Origin of the sequence: Cryobacterium sp. TMN-39-2, from assembly GCF_004402745.1 — a bacterium.
Taxonomy (GTDB): Bacteria; Actinomycetota; Actinomycetes; order Actinomycetales; family Microbacteriaceae; genus Cryobacterium; species Cryobacterium zongtaii.
Window position 1 is genome coordinate 36,913 of sequence record NZ_SOFX01000011.1, and the last position, 18,168, is coordinate 55,080.

The 18,168-nt window shown below is 62.6% G+C and carries 16 protein-coding genes and 1 pseudogene; 11 read left to right on the plus strand and 6 right to left on the minus strand.

Translation table 11 applies throughout. The features are described 5' to 3' along the window. Positions 1 to 382: 382 nt before the first annotated feature. Complete coding sequence (locus E3O57_RS02255; RefSeq protein WP_103478991.1) at positions 383 to 4,582, plus strand: NACHT domain-containing NTPase; 4,200 nt, start codon at positions 383 to 385, stop codon at positions 4,580 to 4,582. Between the two features lie 224 nt (positions 4,583 to 4,806). Then, positions 4,807 to 5,055: a hypothetical protein gene (locus tag E3O57_RS02260; RefSeq protein WP_103478992.1), complete on the plus strand. Its 249-nt coding sequence runs from the start codon at positions 4,807 to 4,809 to the stop codon at positions 5,053 to 5,055. A gap of 39 nt (positions 5,056 to 5,094) precedes the next feature. On the opposite strand, the gene E3O57_RS02265 is transcribed toward E3O57_RS02260, so the two are convergent. Both E3O57_RS02265 and E3O57_RS02270 read right to left on the minus strand, forming a co-directional pair. Then, the gene (locus E3O57_RS02265) at positions 5,095 to 5,664 is read right to left on the minus strand and encodes a dihydrofolate reductase family protein (RefSeq protein WP_103478993.1); all 570 of its coding nucleotides are present in this window, start codon (positions 5,662 to 5,664) and stop codon (positions 5,095 to 5,097) included. Positions 5,665 to 6,270: 606 nt separating this feature from the next. Next, a complete protein-coding gene (locus E3O57_RS02270) occupies positions 6,271 to 6,489 on the minus strand; it encodes a hypothetical protein (RefSeq protein WP_133159742.1) in 219 nt (72 codons plus the stop codon). A gap of 373 nt (positions 6,490 to 6,862) precedes the next feature. On the opposite strand from E3O57_RS02270, the gene E3O57_RS02275 reads away from it, so the two are divergent. Continuing rightward, positions 6,863 to 7,408, plus strand: a complete 546-nt coding sequence (locus tag E3O57_RS02275; protein WP_103478994.1) for a recombinase family protein — start codon at positions 6,863 to 6,865, stop codon at positions 7,406 to 7,408. A gap of 40 nt (positions 7,409 to 7,448) precedes the next feature. Here the strand turns inward: E3O57_RS02275 and E3O57_RS02280 are convergent. Beyond that, a pseudogene (locus tag E3O57_RS02280) lies at positions 7,449 to 7,946 on the minus strand (DNA/RNA non-specific endonuclease); the annotation flags it as partial. A 415-nt stretch (positions 7,947 to 8,361) separates the two neighbouring features. Next, positions 8,362 to 8,778, minus strand: coding sequence for a hypothetical protein (locus E3O57_RS02285; protein ID WP_133159743.1), 417 nt, complete (start codon positions 8,776 to 8,778; stop codon positions 8,362 to 8,364). Positions 8,779 to 9,061: 283 nt separating this feature from the next. On the opposite strand from E3O57_RS02285, the gene E3O57_RS02290 reads away from it, so the two are divergent. The 4 genes from E3O57_RS02290 to E3O57_RS02300 all read left to right on the plus strand — a co-directional run bounded on the left by E3O57_RS02290 (position 9,062) and on the right by E3O57_RS02300 (position 10,946). Next, on the plus strand, positions 9,062 to 9,421 hold the full coding sequence (locus E3O57_RS02290) for a hypothetical protein (RefSeq protein WP_103478996.1): 360 nt from the start codon (positions 9,062 to 9,064) through the stop codon (positions 9,419 to 9,421). 277 nt (positions 9,422 to 9,698) lie between these two features. Beyond that, the gene (locus E3O57_RS18590; RefSeq protein WP_165787900.1) at positions 9,699 to 9,848 is read left to right on the plus strand and encodes a hypothetical protein; all 150 of its coding nucleotides are present in this window, start codon (positions 9,699 to 9,701) and stop codon (positions 9,846 to 9,848) included. Positions 9,849 to 10,107: 259 nt separating this feature from the next. After that, complete coding sequence (locus tag E3O57_RS02295; protein ID WP_103478997.1) at positions 10,108 to 10,536, plus strand: antitoxin HicB; 429 nt, start codon at positions 10,108 to 10,110, stop codon at positions 10,534 to 10,536. A 23-nt stretch (positions 10,537 to 10,559) separates the two neighbouring features. Next, positions 10,560 to 10,946, plus strand: a complete 387-nt coding sequence (locus E3O57_RS02300) for a hypothetical protein (protein ID WP_103478998.1) — start codon at positions 10,560 to 10,562, stop codon at positions 10,944 to 10,946. A gap of 654 nt (positions 10,947 to 11,600) precedes the next feature. On the opposite strand, the gene E3O57_RS02305 is transcribed toward E3O57_RS02300, so the two are convergent. Together E3O57_RS02305 and E3O57_RS02310 are read right to left on the minus strand one after the other, a co-directional pair. After that, positions 11,601 to 12,812: a glycosyltransferase family 2 protein gene (locus tag E3O57_RS02305; protein WP_241990270.1), complete on the minus strand. Its 1,212-nt coding sequence runs from the start codon at positions 12,810 to 12,812 to the stop codon at positions 11,601 to 11,603. Positions 12,813 to 12,883: 71 nt separating this feature from the next. Continuing rightward, positions 12,884 to 13,957, minus strand: coding sequence for a hypothetical protein (locus E3O57_RS02310; protein ID WP_241990271.1), 1,074 nt, complete (start codon positions 13,955 to 13,957; stop codon positions 12,884 to 12,886). A 124-nt stretch (positions 13,958 to 14,081) separates the two neighbouring features. Between E3O57_RS02310 and E3O57_RS02315 the strand changes: the two genes are divergently transcribed. The 4 genes from E3O57_RS02315 to E3O57_RS02330 are packed head-to-tail and all read left to right on the plus strand — an operon-like array spanning position 14,082 to position 18,167. Next, positions 14,082 to 15,170 (plus strand): glycosyltransferase, encoded by a 1,089-nt coding sequence (locus E3O57_RS02315; RefSeq protein WP_103479000.1) that lies wholly within the window; start codon positions 14,082 to 14,084, stop codon positions 15,168 to 15,170. After that, positions 15,167 to 16,294 (plus strand): glycosyltransferase, encoded by a 1,128-nt coding sequence (locus E3O57_RS02320; protein ID WP_103479001.1) that lies wholly within the window; start codon positions 15,167 to 15,169, stop codon positions 16,292 to 16,294. Before E3O57_RS02315 ends, E3O57_RS02320 begins: the two co-directional genes overlap by 4 nt. Continuing rightward, positions 16,291 to 17,340, plus strand: coding sequence for a glycosyltransferase (locus tag E3O57_RS02325; RefSeq protein WP_103479181.1), 1,050 nt, complete (start codon positions 16,291 to 16,293; stop codon positions 17,338 to 17,340). Before E3O57_RS02320 ends, E3O57_RS02325 begins: the two co-directional genes overlap by 4 nt. Continuing rightward, complete coding sequence (locus E3O57_RS02330) at positions 17,337 to 18,167, plus strand: glycosyltransferase family 2 protein (RefSeq protein ID WP_103479002.1); 831 nt, start codon at positions 17,337 to 17,339, stop codon at positions 18,165 to 18,167. Before E3O57_RS02325 ends, E3O57_RS02330 begins: the two co-directional genes overlap by 4 nt. The last annotated feature ends 1 nt before the right edge of the window (position 18,168 follow it).

The following is an 18,168-nucleotide window of genomic DNA, read 5'->3' on the forward strand; positions in this document are numbered from 1 at the left end:
TGTCACGAGCGGCTTCTTGTTTCCGGGATTCGATTCGAACATTGCGTCTTTGACTTCAAGCTTGGTATTGCTGTTTGTGGCGCGGTACTTCATACAGGCCACCGTGGGACTGTCGGAGAGCATCGACTGGAGTAGCTGACGGGAACGAAGCACATCAGGGGCACTCTGAATCTCGCGTCTCGCCAATTTCCTGCTCGCTGTCGCCCAGGATGCATTGATTGCGCGATCCGACGCAGCTGAGCTGGGTTCGACAGAAGGCAGGCGCGACGCGAACCGTCACGAGGGGCCCGACGCTATGCACCAACCGAGCGAGCCCATCCAGAACGCTAGGCTTTACCTGTTTTTCAGCGCCAGTCAGTATCTTTTCTGAGAGAGAGCCTAAATGGAACCGTCCACAATTATTGGTGCCATCATGCGTGCGGCTGTTCCTCTCGCCACTAAACAGATGCGGAAGAGCGAGAGAGCTATCGCGCTCATGCGGGCCGTAGGGATAGACACAACACGGATGCCTACAACCTTCGACGAGCTGTACGCCACGTCCCTGGTGCTGCACTGCATAGATAAGCCAGCTGACCTCGCCGCCTTCTTTCGGGACGAGTATCTGCGGGAATCCTTCCGGAGTGCTTTCGAGTCGAATGATAGCTCAGTGCTTGAGAAGGAAGCTGATGTACTAGTCGCGAGGATGAACGACACTGGCGGTGTCGCGCGCATGGACTATGACCCGCGGCGCGACATCGGAGATTTCGCAGCTGTCTTTTGGGACCTATTGCAGCGCAGTCGGAGTCCCCATGAAGTGAGCGTGGACCGCCAATTTGATGCGGTGCTTGCCCAAAGCGAGAAGCTCAAAGATGAAGTTGCTTCACTTGGCGTGACCATACAAACGATGACACGCGCTATCGAGACCTTGGCAATACGCACGGAGCGTTTGGCGAGCGTTGGAGACAAGAGGCGCTTGAAAGTGGCGGTTGTTGCTGATGCTGGCATCGTGAAGGCTGCAGAGATCGAGGCCGAGTTCTACAAACTGGGCTTCGACGCGCAGGTTTCGCTATACAGCCTCAGCGACGAAGCTGGGTCGGCCACCCTCGCTGACATGGGGCCGGATGTGCTGGCCGTGGTCGTACGGAGTGACACTTCTGCTTCAATGCTTGGGTGCGTGGAAGACGCCAGGGCTGCGTCAACCCCCACTTTCGTGTTCCTCGACACGGGGCACAACCGACCGGCCTCACTTGAAGCCTTCCTCAAACGACATGTTTTTAGCGCAGACACGGCAGTTAAATGGAGAGAAGCAGCGTCGTTGTATGGGCTTGAGCCCGACATAGCGGGCGACGCGGCGGATTGGCTCACGAGGCAGTACCGGACCCTCACAGCGCAGTTCAAGTCGTCGCAAACTCCTGACAGACAGTCGGCGCTAACCGTAGAGGCCGCTACACGAATCCAGTCGTTTGCGAGGACCCCGCTTGAACAAGGAACCGCTCTGGACTTGCTATACAGCGACGTAGACGCATGGTTCAAGGCGCTGGGTTTCCATCGCGAAGGCCACATGAGCAATTCGGACAGGCACATCGAATTCATTGTGCAGGTCCCAAGTCGGCGTCGGTACGACCGAGTAGTAGTTCGGGTTGTGTCGGGGGAGGCAACAACGAGTGATGTGTTGGCGATACGTGACGCTGTCGACCTGACGCGGAGCGACGAAGGTTGGATAGTGTCGGCTAGCCGAGTGTCACCGGCGGCTCGTGAGGCATCGGCCGCCGCTGAGAAGTTGGAGTGCTTCACTCTCGACGAATTGATCGATCAAGATGCGAATTTTGACGCCTACTTGGATTGGCTTGACGAGGAAGTGACTCTCAGACATATCGACTCGATGTACGTTCCGCTCGACTCCAGAAAGCGTGAACCTGGTGCGGAGGGGCTCTATAGCCGGTACGGCGAAAGCAATGGCGGCACCGAGGGCTACCTCAATCGTTGGCTCGCTGATCCATCCAAAGAGCACATTTCGGTTCTTGGCGAATTCGGTACCGGCAAGACTTGGCTCACTCTTCACTATGCGTGGGGACTCGCGCAGAGGTATCGCGAAGCTAAGGAAGCAGGCACCACAAGACCTCGACTTCCACTCATAGTGCCGCTTCGAGATTACGCGAAGGCGGTTTCTGTTGAATCGCTATTTAGCGAGTTCCTGTTTCGCAAGCACAACATTGGTGTAAAAAGTTACCGCGTGTTCGATGAACTGAATCGCATGGGTAAGTTCTTACTGATCTTCGATGGATTCGATGAAATGGCGGCCCGAGTGGATCGCCAATTGATGATAGACAATTTCTGGCAATTGGCCTCCGTCGTGGTTCCCGGATCAAAAGCCATCCTCACCTGTCGATCCGAGCACTTTCCGAGTGATGGCGAAGGGCGGGATTTGCTCGGTGCCAAATTCGAGTCCTCTATGGTTATCTCGCATGAGACACCGCCGCAGTTCGAAGTCCTGGAACTGCTCACTCTGTCGGACGATAAAATTCGCAGATTGCTTGAATTTCGCTCCGACCCCGCGACGGCAGCGTTAATCCTGAAAAATGACGACCTACGTGAATTGGCTCGACGCCCCATTATGTCGGAGCTAATCCTCGACGCACTCCCCGAAATCCGGGAAGGGCGTGATCTGAGTTTGACTCGCATCTATATGTACGCAGTTCGCCGCAAGATGGTTCGCGATATCAGAGACGAACGCACATTCACCTCGCTGGCTGACAAGTTGTACTTCTTGTGTGAGCTCAGCTGGCAAATGTTCGCATCGAGCAGGCTAAGTGTGAATTACAAGGAGTTCCCCGACACGATATTGAGATGCTTCGGTGACCGAATCGGCGACCGTGGCGACCTCGACCACTGGCGGTATGACATGTTGGGCCAGACCATCCTTATTCGAGATGCCGATGGCGACTATCGACCTGCACATCGTTCATTCTTGGAGTTCTTCGCTGCCTATCGGGCGGTGGCGCATCTCGGCATCATTCATCCGGATTATCTCGAGATGATTAACGTGGTTTCGCCCATGGCCAGCGAGAGAAGCACCTGGACAGAATTCTTCCTAGCTTCGCACAAAGGCGAGGTGAAAATTCGAGGATTCGAGCGAAGCGACGTTGATGTTCTTGCTAAAGAGATCGGCGCGGCAGTATGGACGCCAGCGATGCTTCAAATGATGCTCGAGATGGTCGACCGCACCATCGACTTGCCGGAACTGGTCATCGAGTTGCTGCGTGAACTCTCGGGAATCCCGTCAGATAATCTGCTCCACCTCCCCGACAACCTTATGCGGCTTGTAGTAACGGGCAACTCGAGTGCGTTCGCAGGACGCGATCTGGACGGTGTTACGCTCGCGGGTGCGTCTCTCGACCTCGGGAGCCGTGATGGTCTAAATCTGGCAGGTACTTCGTTGCGCGGCGCGAGTCTGGCTCGGTGCGATCTCGAGAACGTCAATCTGCGCGCAGCCGACCTCTCGTTTGCTGACCTTTCTGGGGTTCGGTACCTCCCGGGGGAACCATTCTGGTCAACGATGCTCATGTGGCCGCGGCCGGATCGCCTGGTCGCCGTAGATAGAACTGGTAGACCGAGATTCTTCGAGTTTGACAGCCATAGCGCAGTACATGAAATCCCCATTGAGAACCCAATTCCCGGCATGGAAATAGGGGACTTGCATGCCTGTAACAGTTCAGTCGCGGTCTTCCTCGGGTACTGGGAGGGAGTAGAACCCGAACGGCTGGTGCTTAGTGTTCGGGACCTTAACGATGGTTCGCTGCGATGCCAGATCGGTGCCACTTCTTTCGTCGCCTACGCCACGACAGGGGATGGCGCCTACGTCATAATTGCTCAGCCTGAAGTGGTTGACGGTGAGCCGCAGCAACGTACGATTCTTGACATCTTCGACAGCGCGAGCGGCGCAAAGATCTTTACACATCAATTAGATCCGCAAAGTGCGGTAATGGACCTCCATCCGTACGCTGAGGGACCGGCTTTCTCGGTGCTCACTTACGGATGGAAGTTGGAACACTGGCGCGTGGAGCAGGAAGAACTTGTCCTGATTGCCACTGCGGACCTGAGCTCAGCTGCCTCTATTAGCAATATTGGAACGGACTTGGATGACCCGCCGGTCGGGGAATACAGGCGCGGCTCACTTGGGCACGGACATGTTCTCCTTCATGACAACCATGACCATGAACGAACACTGATCGATACTGCCGGATCCCATCGCTCCGTGAGTATGCCTCCTCACACGGGTACTTACAGCGTCAGTGCTGGGAAAATCGCAGTTTGGTTAGACGGTCTTAGTGTTCAGCCGGCGTTCGGCTCGGATGACTTTGGATCTCGCGAAATCCGGACGGTCCCGGACACAGCCCTTGTTACCGCTATTGCGCTGTCTCCGGACGGCTCGCGAGTTGTAATAGCCAGCCGCGATTGCCAGATTCGAGTATTTAACCTCGACGGCGACCTGCTGGGCGGTATCTTGCTGACCGAATTGTATGAAGGCGTCCAGCTTGAGGGGGCTACCGGCGTGAGTGATCAAATGAAAGATGAGTTGTTGGCTCGCGGTGCGAAATTCTGAGTACCAGTGCAGTGCGGCGCCCAGGTCATCACTGAATGAGCGGACTGCTTCCGCGGATACAATTTCTGTCACTTCAGCCAAGAACACCGCAAGAGTGCTGGCCGCGTCTCCGTGCTCCTATGGACACACATCGATGCATCTGCGAAGAAGGTCCTCATCCAAGTCGTCAGCCGTACGAGGCGTCATCAATGTCTCGACGGCTGCATGAGCCAAGAAGCGGCAGTGTGCAGTTGCCGCAGCGGGTTTACCGTGCGCCGAATCCGAGGTCCATCGTGACAAACGAGGACCTGATCGACGCGAGTCGGGCCACTATTCAGGAGGAGCGATTGTTCGATCATGTCCAGATCCTCGACCGGGATCTACCGATGCCTTTGGGCGAACCTGTTGATGCCACCAAGAGTACGGTTTTTGTGGAAGGGACGTTTTCAGAGTTCACGGGCGCGCTCCGATTGGGCCGAGAACGCCGACAGTGACGGCGGCGGGCGACAAGATGTGAGCACGGATAGGCCGGGTCAAGCTGATGTTCGTGGGGGCTTGTATCGAACGGCGACTGCCCCGGACCGAAACTCATGACGGTCGACGAGTTCGAGCTGGATGCGCTCACGCAGACCGGCAAGCAAAGTCGGCCCGTGTCCGGCGAGGACCGGCTGCACCATGAACTCGTACTCGTCGATCAGTCCCAGATCTGCCAACGCCCGGGGGAGGGTCACGCCACCGACCCACAGCCCCGCGCCTGGCTCCTGCTTGAGCCGCTGAACAGCTTGCGCCAAGTCGCCTTGCACCAGCTCGGCGTTCCAATCGACCTCGCTCAGTGTGTTCGACACGACATACTTTTGCGCCCGGTCGATGGTCTCGGCGAATGGGATCTGCCATGCATCCATCCAGTCAGGCCACGTGCCCGTGGCCGGCTTCCGCCACGCCGACGCCATCATCTCGTAGGTCACCCGGCCGAACAGCAGGGCATCGGCTTGCTCTATCTGAGCCGTCCAGTAGCGCATCGACTCCTCGTCCGGTGGGAGTCCTGCCTCGTGATGGCAGCAGCCGTCGAGTGTGACGTTGATCGAGTATCGGAGTGGTCTCATCTCGTTGCTCTCCTTTGATGCGCGCCCCGTTCGTCGGAACGTTGCCAACCGAATGCCGGTACCGTTTCTCATCGACGCACTAAATCGCGCCCAGTGTATAGCGCCGCGCGTGATGCGAACCAGGCCGCCGACCGAGCGCACGACCGACCGCCATACCGTCCGTGCTCGATCACTCGCGGCGGCATCCGGGGGAGAGGTTGAGGGGCCTTGGGGTCGCTCAAAGGCGGCTCACAAGGTCATCATTTACTCATCTAATTCATCTCTATTCGACCCAAAACGATGACCTACAATTGGAGGCAGCGAACCGCCCGGTTCCCTGTAAACACAAGGGAATCCGAGGGTTTTCGGAGACATTCGGTACCGACCAAATTAAGGCCAGAACCTTCAGCTGGTCGCTGGCTCAAATTTCCTCAGCGTCACCAAGAGGTAGGCGCGGGGAGTGGCGTGCCCGGCTGGGGTAAAGCTCAACTGGGTGCCAAACACCGGTCTTCATCCCGTCTTCTTGTTTGACACCGGTCGTCTTCGGGTCTTGGAGATCAAACTGACAGATCTGGCTCATCGCAGTTCTCCAGACCGCATCCATACAGGCTGGGCGAGAGCGCCCACTTACGCGCAGTGGCCGAGGGGATACGCTGCGAGCTTTGCGTTGCGGTCGAAGCCGTTGGCGATCAGAGTGTCGGCTAGCGCTTCCGAATCCTCCAGTCCCAAGTGGTCCTCGTAACCGTGTTCAATGTGAACCGCGGCTTCCTGGATCAGGATGATCAATCGCTCTCGGGCGGCGCTTTCCCGGGCCGGCGGCTGGTGCGAAGAAGTTGTAGCGGGCATTTTTCGTCTCCGAGGTGTGCGGGTCACGGGTGCCGGTTATCCGGCGGAGCGGGGCGGAACGGCGGGCCTCTGACAGCGGCTGCATCGACGTCGACTGTGAGACTATGACGGTATTTTCCTTTCCAGCAGGGGCGAAAGTCCCGCCCGGTCCCGAGTAGATCGCGGTGAGCCGCGGCCGGAGGAGGTCATCACGAAATCAAACTTGAGGAGCCTTTTCAGGACGTAGAATCCGTGACGGGTTAAGTGACAATTTCCGTCTTTGTGGCAGAGGTGTTCTGGTTGTCACGTATTCGGCCGTATAAATGACAGGGGTTTCACCATGTTCGTCGGGTACATGCGCGTCTCGAAATTTGACGGATCTTAAAGCACCGACCTGCAGCGCGACGCTCTCGTCGCAGCCGGCGTCGACAAGGACAATCTCTACGAGGACCAGGCGTCAGGAAAAAGAAGACGACCGCCCCGAGCTGGCGGCGTGCCTGAAAGGGCTCCGCAACGGCGACACCCTCTAGTGTGGAAGCTCGGTCGGCTCGGCCGCGATCTCCGTCACTTGGTCAATACGGTTCACGACCTTACGGAGCGGGGGATCGGGTTGAAGGTCCTCACTGGTGAGGGCGCCGCCATCGACACCACGACCGCATCAGGGAAGCTCGTCTTCGGCATCTTCGCCGCCCTGGCAGAATTCGAACGGGCAATCATCTCCGAGCGCACTATTGTCGGCCTCGCCGCGGCCCGGGCCCGCGGAAGAAATGGCGGCCGGCCATACGAGATTACAGCGGCCAAAGTTCGCCTGGCTATGGCCGCCATGGGACAGAAAGAAACCCATATCGGTGACCTCTGCAAGGAACTCGGTGTCACCCGGCAAACTCTCTACCGTCACGTCACGTCTCGCCGTCCGGAGAACTACGCCCAGACGGTGTGAAACTGATAGGAAGAACGAAGCCGCGAGCTTCTGCGGCGAGCTAGGCCGGCAGGCGATCTGGCTGGGGTTCGAGGCGCACTTCTGATATTTCAGGCTGCTCAACCCATAGCTCTCGATGGCCGGCATCGTCTCGAATTGTGAGCAGGGGCGCCAGAACATCCGCCTCAGCCAGAACGGTCAGGTTCAGACCGGTGAGAACCGCAATATCCACGATGGGCACCTGGTATGTCCGGTATGGATCCAGGGGCGGGGGAGTGCCGTCGATGAGAGCTCGACCGCCGGCATCGTCAAGGTCGATATCGGCCAGCTGGGGGCTTTGGTCTAGAACGAACCCGGCGGATCGAAGGACGGTGGAACCGTTCATCGTGGTGGTCCACGCGGCGATCTTCCTGAAGGATTGCGGGAGCCCGGTGCCGCGGTAGACCGGATCCTCAATGGCGAGCACGGGGGCGGTGAAGACGCTGATGCGGTTCTCGTTGGTGCGTGCGTAGGTGAGGACATGGCCCTCAAGTCCTAGCCACAGCTCTTTCGACTGGTTGAATGCCCCGGCTCGCTGGACATCTAGCTAGCGCTGCGGCAGTGCAGCGGGTACTTGACCAGGGGGGGGGGGGGGGGGGGGGGGGGGGNAGGGCGCCATCGCCGACCACGCCTTCTCTCGTCGGGCAATTGCCGACCCCGGCTATCGCGCGCCGTCCTTCCCCGTGACACGAGACCTCCGCGCGGAAAAACTCGCGGAGCCGTTCGTGACATACTTCGCGACCAACTGGCCTCAGCTGGTGGAAGGCTGACGTTTTCCGACTCCTTCGCTGCACAGTGGGAAGGTCTGCGGCAATCTTGCGATGATCGCACGAATGCTCCTGTGAACCCGACGCTAGCGCCACGAAGCGATCAAAGAACTCCGCCAAAGAGCGCTGAATTCCACACGTGAGGGCCGCAGATGCCCAGATCAGCCCTCAATTCCTCGGATCGACACCTGTCACTATGAACGCGACCGAGTCTCCACAACTGGCCAAAGCTTCATCGGGCAAGTTGGTGCCGTCCGACGCACCGCCGCTCCCGCCAACGAGTTCGTCGCCCACGACGAATTCTTTTCCCTTGACCGTCAACGTTGTGCCGTCCCAGCTCGTGCCATCCGCCGGGGAAACGTGCGGCTTTCCTCCTACGAGAACACAACCGTTTTCAAAAGAAAGAGTCCCCGTGAACTGGGCCATGGGAGTGATGTAGCTGCCGTCTGCATTCACCTTTTGCTCGTACGTCAGTAGTCCACCCGTGAACGTTATGAACGATTCTGGGTCCGTTTCTGCGGCAGCGCCATTAGTTGTCATGCCGTCATTGGCGGTCGTTGCGCAACCAGACAGTGCCAGCGCCACCAATCCAACACTGACGACGCATAAAGCAGATTTCCTAATTTTCGCTCCTCATGCTGTGGGTCTATGACTGCCCTTTGTTCTGGTGCTCGAAATCTAGCCCTACGAACTGACGCGTTCATCAGTGAATGTCCGGCGCGGTTCGACGAGTTCCGCTCCGGTGGTGTCCAATGTCGCGGGGTCGAAGAATGTCCGCTGTTCCATCCCCAACCGGACAGGCACCGATACCCATGCTCGAGGTGGGCAATTTCAGCCAATTCCTATACGTGCAGGTTAAGTTGCAGGTGTGACCAACCCAACGGACGCTTCTCGCCGAAGCAAAAACGCCACCAACCCTGACGCGGCCGCGGCAAAGGAAGGGCGGGAAGATCCGCGCACCACCGATCCATATGCCCCGAGCGAAAAGAACGAGAAGATCCTGGCGGACGCAGAACGCCGAGATGATCAAGCCGAGCTACGCGATGTCGAGTCCGACAAACGATCCGAAGCCGCGGACCTGCAGGCCTTCCTAGATACCGACTCGTCCTATGCCGGTCCTGGCGAACGCCGCGCGGCCGCAGTGGATCGCAATCATGCCAAGAGCGACCGCGAATCTTCCGCCGCCGATCGAGCCCAGCTGTCAGAGCACGAAACCAACCCAGACTAGGGTCCACCCCCCAAAGCTTTCGATTTCGTGCCGCGGCTGTCGGCCGCTTCCCCGCGGTGACAGGCCTCGTGCGGTGCCAAGGTGTGTAGGGGTGGAACAGCGCCCAGTCGGACTCGTTCACCGACGGAATCTCTCCATCCAAATCGAGGTGCCCGACCAGCACCGCCGCTAAATATCTAGTCCCCCCTTGACATTGCGCACTAGGGGGGGACTGGACTATCTTCGAGACGAAGCCGCAGAAAGACCGGGACGTGACGAAGTTCCTCCACTCGCAGGGGTGGTTCCTTCTTCGGCCGGCAAGGGTGGCCACCAGATTTGGGCCTCCGAGGATGAGACTCAGGCCATCACCACCCAGGGGCACAAAGAACTGTCGGCGGGAGTTGTGCGGCAGATTGTCGCCGCGTTCCCGAACACCCCGCAGAGCTGAAAGTAGGAAAGTTGATGGCCGCGAAGCCGTCTCCGCCGTTCCCCGTCGTGTTGGACCTCACGGATGACCGCGCATACAGCGCTCTCACAGTAGCTCTGAGTGCTTTTGCGGAGACTGCCCGCGCCGAGGCCGCCGACGAAGAACAAAGCGAGCAGTCAAATCAGCACCGCGTTGACGATCTTAATGCGACAGCTGACGCAGCCGAAAGCCTCTTAGAGGACGTAGAACGACAGTTGACCCAGGCAGGAAAAGCACTCTCATGACCACAACGACAACGACGAAGCGAACCCTCACGGCGCGTGCCTACCGTGACGGCAAGTGGTGGACCATCGAAATTCCCGAACTCACCTCACCATCACCCCGAGGGGGAGACACCCGCATAACGGCGATCGGGCGGGCGCGCAGCGTCAAAGACATTGACGCCGCCGCCCGCGACATTGCAGCGGTGTGGCTCGACGTGGACGAGGACCAAATCGAGGTTCAGGTGACGGTAGAAATTCCGCCGCACGCAGCCGAGTTGTGGACGCTCGCGAAGAAGAACGAAGAGGATGCCCGGGCCGCCGTCGCGGAAGCGGCCAGGCTCAACCGCGAAGCAGTTAGGGCCCTCACTGCAGACGGACTCAGCCAGGCAGACACCGCCCGGATTCTCGGTCTCTCACCGCAGCGTATTAGCCAGCTCACCCACTAGAACCCCAACGACCAGGAGAACCAATGGCAGTGAACGAAGAAGGCCGACAGACCGAGATTGCCAACGAGCTGGCCGAGGTCGCCCGGACGCTCGCGCACTCGACGCGCACAGTTCCGCACCCCTCAGATTCCTACGAGCTGCTGGGAGCGCTGGCCGACGCCCAGGCGGCGTTAGGCCAGGTTTATGCGCAGTTGGACGCGTGGCACAGTGCCGCGGTGGACGGCAGGCACTACGACGGTGAGGACGGGCGCGGCATCCCAGGACAACCCGCCGCAGGCGCTACTGGGACAGCATCGGTTTCGCTCCGGGCCGCCACGGTAAAAGCCATGGCAACAGCGAATCTGCTCCTCAAGGCCCATAACGCTAACGGTGTTGTGCGCTGGTTCGATGACGTGAAAGAGATGGCCTAGGCCCAGCTCGCGAAGGGGGAGGAGTGAAAGCCACGGAGCCGGAATGGTTCTGGCCACACGTCGTCAAAGGACCCACCGCCGATACCTGCTGGATATGGACGGTCGCAATTACCGATGACGGTTACGGCCGTTTCTGGACCTAATATGGCGACGGCCAAAAGGTCACGCGTCCGCAGCGTTTCGCCTGCCAGCTCGCCCGGAACGGCGCTCCCCTCGTCGGTTCTGCTGCTGCACTCGTGCGACGTGCCTATCTGTGTGCCCGCCGATATAGACGCCGCGGAGTCGCACCCATCCGAGGGCACCCACAAAACAAACATGCTAGACCGGACGCAGAAAACAGCCACGCTAACCGGTAGTCAGCATGGCGGTTCAATGGTCTTGCGTGAGAGGAGCGCGCAGCGCTCCCGCGATCTTCGAGACGTGATCCTCACCCACGGGTGGAACCCCGATCGAATGAGCGCCGTTCCCGCCGGGTAGAAGTAACATACCCGCGACCGTTCTGACTGACTACCTGCTGCTCTCCGAGCGCACAGTGACGGCCGCCTACGCGAGGCAGCTGCCGGCCTAGGCTTCCCGGTTCGTCCCGCGAAGAAGGCTAGGAGTGCCCAATTCCGCCAGTCGCCCGTTGCAAGTTGCCCGTGACAACTCGCCCCGTCACCACCCCCCGAGGTACGCTTCCAGGTCGATTTCGGCCACCAGTTCGGTGATGCCGGGCAGGTCCCCGAGTTCCAGAGTGGGCAAGAGAGCATCTCCGCCCCAACGGAGCTGGCGGGCGGTCTCGCGGCGAGAGCGCGCCCTGAGCAGGAGCGTCCCGTTCGGGTCCCTCACGAGCACTTCCTGGTAGCTCCCGCTCTCCACCGCGGTAAGCACGGTCGCCAGCGCGCCGGGCTGGATGCGGACCGGACGTTCCAGAATGAACTCCATTCGAACGCGATCAAACCTTTCTGGATCCGGCGAGATCGGGGGCACCGCACCCACGCTCGCGCACGTAGCACTGGACCGCGGCAAAGCCGCCAGGGCGGAATCCACGCTCACGAACGCTTGTGCCTCGGTGGCGTCCGCCCCTGGCCCCGTCACGAGGATGTCCACACGACTGGCCGGGACCCCTCGCCCCCGGGATCCGGGAACGGGAATCAGGTCGGTCAGGCGCAGGGTTTCCGCGTTCTTCGCCGCCAGCGAACCGGGTTCCCGCCCGGCACGGTCGGCCCCATCGTGCCAGGCGACGGCTTCGGGCACATGAGCCATCACGGCGCCCTGCAACCACACCCGGTAGCCCCATTCCCAGTCCTCGCCGCCGTATCGGTCGAAGGTGTCGTCGAACCCGCCGGTCTCGGCGAAGAAGCGTCGGGAGCACGCCAGGACCGCCCCGATCAGATAGCGGTAGCTGCGGTAGTCCAGGTCGAGAAGATTGCGGGACTGGCGGTACGCATCCACCAGCCAGGACGGATCTTCGAGCTCGTGTCTCGGGCCGGCGATCTCGATCGGCGACGTCGTCGGAACCGTGGCGAGGTCGGCGTGTTTGCGACGCCCGACCGTGACGCTGTCGAAGGCGAGCGCGGGCAGCCGGGTGATCTCACGCAGGTACTCCGGCTCGGGCGTGGTGTCGGCGTCCAGGAAGACGAGGATCTCGTTTTGCGCTGCGGCGGCCCCGAGATTTCGTGCCGCGGCGAGACGAAACCCCTGGTCGGCCTGCACGAGAAGCCGCACACCGCGTGGAACCACCGGCGGATCCGGCGAACCGTCGTCAACCACGATGATCTCGACCCTGTCGGCCGGAAAGTCCTGACGGCCGAGCGCGTGCAGCAGGCGAGCCAGCTGATCGGGCTGTCGGTAGTGCGCGATGATGACCGACACGGTCGGTGGCACGACGGGACAAACTCCGTCGAGCAGATCCCAGCGGTTACCCGGCACCGCCCGGTCGGTCCGGACGCGCTCCGTCACTGCAGCCCCGCCCACCAGTCGCGGTAGGCGAGCGCGCCATCGGTCAGTGTCGGTTGCAAAGGCGTGCCTGGCGCCAGTCGGGTGGAGCCCGGTCGGCGCCAGCCGACCTCGAGATGCTCGGCGAGATGCGCCGGCTGGTACAGGCGCAGGGTGTTCGGCCGCAGCCGGGCCATCTCGCGGGCATACGGCGAGTCGACGACAAACGGCAACCTGCCCTGTTCGATCCAGTCGAGCATCGATCGCGAGGCAGAAAGATGTTGGTGGGCGGCAAGGGGGATACCGTGCGCGGATACCGCAGCACGGTAGGCGATGTCGTCGAGGTACCCGGTCACTCTCAGGATCACTCCCGAGGCCGCCGCGTGTCGCTGGAGGTGCTCGACATCGGCCTCGTGACCGGGCGAGGGGGATCCGATCGCCACCACCGTGGCTTCTTCCATGGGTTCGCCCGTGGCCCGCAGCGTGTCCCGCACGGCGGCCACAGCGTCGATCGCTTCCAGATGCCCTTTTCCCGGGTAGACGAACCCGGCGATGAGCACCCGGAGTGAGCCCCGGGCGGCGGGCGCATCCGCGGCCTGATCGCGCGTCTGGGGAGCATGCGTCTGGGGAGAGCAGGGAACGCGAGTGCCGATCGGAATCACTGTCACCGGGCGTGTTGGCGGGGGGAGGTGGGCGGCGACCAGGTTCGCCTCGTGCTCGCTGCTCACGACCGCTCCCCGCACGGCGTCCAGGACCCTGCCGTAGGCGCGGGCTCTGCGCGCGAACCGGGTACCGTCCGAGGGCTGAGGGAGGTCATGCAGCGTGACACTGAGCCGGGTCAGCGCGGCCATCCTCTCCACCAGATCGGCAGCGTCCTCCGGGGTGCTGCCGAAGATCCGGTCGGTGAAGTGCACGTGCACCCGGTCGGTCCCCGCCGTCCGTGCCACCGCCGCCTCCGTATCTGGCACCACGGGCATTGACACTGCGAATCCAGCGAGTTTGAGCGCCTCGGCCAGGTCTGTGGCGTACGCCGAAACACCGTGCCGAGGCGGGCCCACGAGAACGAGCTCGGGGATTCCGGAAGACGACATCATGCATGATGACTGTGCGCACACATAATTGTCAATGCTTCTCCGCGGCCTTGCCGGGCAGGTATATTATTCAGGCGTTCTTGCTCTGGCGCATGCACCCATTGGAGGAGTATTGCCCGGCATCAGAGTGGTTTCGATACCGGCGCAGCATCCGTATGTCACGAGCGTCACGACGGCGGCCGGAATCACCGTCCTGCCCGATCCGCGCCCCCTGGGCGCCCCCGCCGGAGTGTGGTGGCCCCCGGTCGCACTCGATCCGCAGTGGATCCGGGCGCACGCGTCGACCGCCGATCTGCTGCACATCCATTTCGGCACCGAGTCGTTCACTGCCGAGCACCTCGTCGAGTGCCTCTCGGCTGCCCGGGAGGCGGGTTGGCCCGTGGTTTTCACGGTGCATGACCTCGAGCACCCGCAGTTGAGCGACCAAGCCGACTATCGCGCCCAGCTCGACGTCCTCATTCCCGGCGCGGATGCGCTTCTCACGCTCACCGAGGGCGCCGCGGCGGAGATTCGGAGCCGCTGGGGCCGCACCGCTCTGGTCGTGCCGCATCCAGCGGTCGTGCCAGACGCCGAGGCGCCGACAGAATCCACCGTCACTCCCGCGATCCGTGTTGGGATGCACCTCAAAGACCTGCGCTCGAACATCGCTGCGGTCGCCATGGTGAGCGCGCTCTGCAACGCGATCGACCGACTCACCGCCGACGGCCTCGACGTGTCGGCCGAGCTGCGACTGCACCGAACGGTGCGTGATGACGGGGTGCGCGAGACCATTCGGGAATTAGCCCGCCACGACGAGCACGTGACGTTGGTGGAACATGAGCGGTTGGACGATAAGGAGCTGTACCGCCTGCTCGGGGGTCTGGACGTCTGCGTGCTGCCCTACCAGCACGGTACTCACTCCGGCTGGCTCGAAATGTGCTGGGATCTCGGCACCGCTGTGGTCGCACCCCGGGTCGGTTTCTATGCCGAGCAGCATCCAGATGGCACCGTCGTCTCCTTCGAGCCCGACGAGCTCGGCACAACTCTGGCGGAGGCGCTCCGCGCAGCGATCGACTCGCCGTTGTCCACCCGGCCGGGCTCGGCCGGCAGGGTCCGGGAGGTGAGTCGACGCCGGGGGCTGCGTGGGTCGGAACTCGAAGCCCTGACCCTGGCTCATCGGGCCCTATACCGCGAGCTCGTTGACGCGCACCGCACCGTTCCAGAGCTTCGCTCGTGAGGGCCGCCACTCGCCTTCGAATTGTCATCATCGCTCCCCTCCGATTCCCGATTCGTCTTCCACACGCCGGCGGGCTGGAATCCGCGGTCTGGAATGAGGCCGATCAGCTGCGAGCGCGAGGCCATGTGGTCACGATGATCGCGGTGACAGGGTCGGACTGGACCGACCCGACGAGCGGATTCGCCATTCCGGAACTGACCTGGCCCGCCGGCGCCCGCCCGACCGACGATACCTACCCGCCGGACTACGAACGAGTCTCCGTTCCCGCGCTGGACCAGGCGCTCGATCTGATCAAGGCCCATCCCGACCGGTTCGACATCATCTCCAACCATTGTCTGCATCCGCTGCCCCTGCTCCGCGCCGGCGCACTCGGCGTTCCCATGGTGTCGACCCTGCACACCCCCGTGGACCAGAGCATGGTCGATGCCCACCTGGCCGCCACCGGGCAGCGCAGCCGTTTCCTGTCGGTCAGCGAGCACACCCGCAGCGAGTGGGCGGCGGCGGGAATCGAGTCATCCGTGCTCGGCAATGCCGTCGACCCCTCGGCCTGGCCGCTCGGGCCGGGCGGCAGCGCGCTGGTCTGGTTCGGCCGTCTCGTGCCGGAAAAGGCGCCGCACCTGGCCATCGATGTGGCCGAACGGCTGGGTCGTGCGCTGGTGATCGCCGGCCGGGTCGGCGACGAGGAGTATGCGTGTCAACACGTCTTCCCGCGCCTGAGCGACTCGATCCGGTATGTCGGGCACCTGGCGCCGGAGGAACTGGCCGAACTGGTGGGCCGGAGTGCCTGCTCGATCGGTACTCCGGCATGGGAGGAACCGTTCGGTCTCGTCGCCCCCGAGGCGCTCATGTGCGGCACCCCGGTGGCGAGCTTCGCAGTGGGTGGGGTGTCTGAGATCGCCGACGGAAGCACGGGCATGGTCACCGCCGAGCGCGGTGACCTGGACGGGCTCGCGGCGGCGGCGAACGTCTTGATCGAGCAGTCCGAACACGACCCTGAGTTCCGTACCGTCACCCGCGCCGGCGCCGTGGCCCGGTTCTCGCTGGAGGCCCGCACGCGGGACCTCGAGGCGATCTTTCTGCGCTTCATCAATGAATCCTCCTCGGTGTGGGAGCGGTCGGCATGACGCGCATCGGCTGGTACGTGCACCATCACGGGCGCGGTCACCTTGCCCGCCTGCTCGCAGTCGCCGCCCACATCACCAACGACATCGTCTGCTTCAGCTCGCTCCCCGAGCCTGCCGGACTGCCCACGAACTGCACCTGGGTGGTACTGGACCGCGACGACACCGAAGAACCTGAAACGGGGGGCCCGCTGCGGGCCAGGGACGTCGATGCGGGCGGGCTGCTGCATTGGGCACCTGCGCTCCACAATGGTCACCGGCGACGACTGAGCGCCATCGCCGCGGCACTCGAGAGACTGCCCGTCACCGCCTTCGTGGTGGATGTGTCGGCCGAGGTCACCCTCTTTGTCAGGCTTCTCGGCATTCCCACAATTCTGATCACCCAGCCGGGCACCCGGGACGACGTTCCGCACGCTCTGGCGTTCCGGGCCGCGCACAGAATCATCGCGCCCTGGCCGGGTGAACTGCTCCGGCCCGCGCACCTGGCCGACCTGCCCGGTGTCGTGTATGTGGGCGGAATCAGCAGATTCGATGGCCGGCAGGCCGAGGGCCAGCCCGAGGGTGGCGTGAACCTCCCCGACGCGAGACCCAAGGTTCTCGTCCTGGGCGGCGCCGGCGGCACGGCTGTCATCGCGGCAGCAGTCGAGGCCGCGGCCGTGGCAACACCGGAGTATGACTGGAGCTCGATCGGCATGCTCGGATCCGGCGGTCCAGGGTGGTCTGACGACCCGTGGGACCAGCTTCGCGGTGCGGAGATCGTCGTGGCGTGGGCCGGCCAGAACTCGATCGCAGATCTGGCCGCCGCGAACGTTCGCGCCGTGGTGATCCCCCAGCCGCGTCCCTTCGACGAACAGGTGCAGACCGCTCAGGCTCTCGCCCGTTCCGGCCTGGCAGTCGTCGAACCGTCCTGGCCTGCCGCTGAAGACTGGACGGGCGTGCTGGCGCGCGCTCGATCGCTGCACCCTGACTGGTCGAAGTGGCGCTCGGCGGGGGCGGGTCAACGCGCCGCCGCCGAGATCAACGCCACGGCCAAAGGTGCCCGGCGATGACCCGGGCCACCATCGTCACCCTCTCGTCGACTCCCCGGCTCGGCCACCTGCAGAACCAAGTGAACGCCGTGAGAAAACTCGACGAGGTGGACATCGTGCTGGTCTGGGTCGGGGAGGATGCCCCACCCGCCCTGAACGTCGACCACACGCTGCACGTTCCTCCCGGGCCCCACGGCCTTCGTCTCGCCGCGGCACGCAACGCCGGCGCTGACCAAGCCGTGCGAGCCGGCGCCGAGCTGCTGATCTTTCTGGACGCCGACTGTGTTCCCGGCCCCGAGCTGATCGACCGGTACACCCAGGCTGCAGCCGAACACGACGACGCCGTGCTCTGCGGTCCGGTCACCTACCTCGCGCCGGGCGTGGACGTGTCCGATGCCGCGCAACTGGTATCGGCCACCAATCCACACCCCGCCCGCCCGGCGCCAGCGCCCGGGCAGGTTGTCGCGGCATCCCCAGCCCAGTACACCCTGTTCTGGTCCCTGTCCTTCGCGCTGACCTCACGCGCCTGGGCCGGGCTTCCCCATTTCGACGAAGGCTATGAGGGCTACGGCGGGGAGGACACCGACTTCGCGTTCGCGCTCCGCGACGCCGGCACCCCGCTGGCCTGGGTCGGCGGAGCTCACGCCTACCACCAGCACCATCACACCACCTCGCCGCCCTGGCAGCATCTCGACGACATCCTGCGGAACGGCCGCCGGTTCGCCGACCAGTGGGGCCAGTGGCCGATGACAGGCTGGTTGGAGGCCTTCGAACGCGAGGGGGCGGTGCGCCGGGACGGCGACGGCTGGGTGCGCTCCACGCCCGGCTTGATCGGCCCGGCCGGGTAGA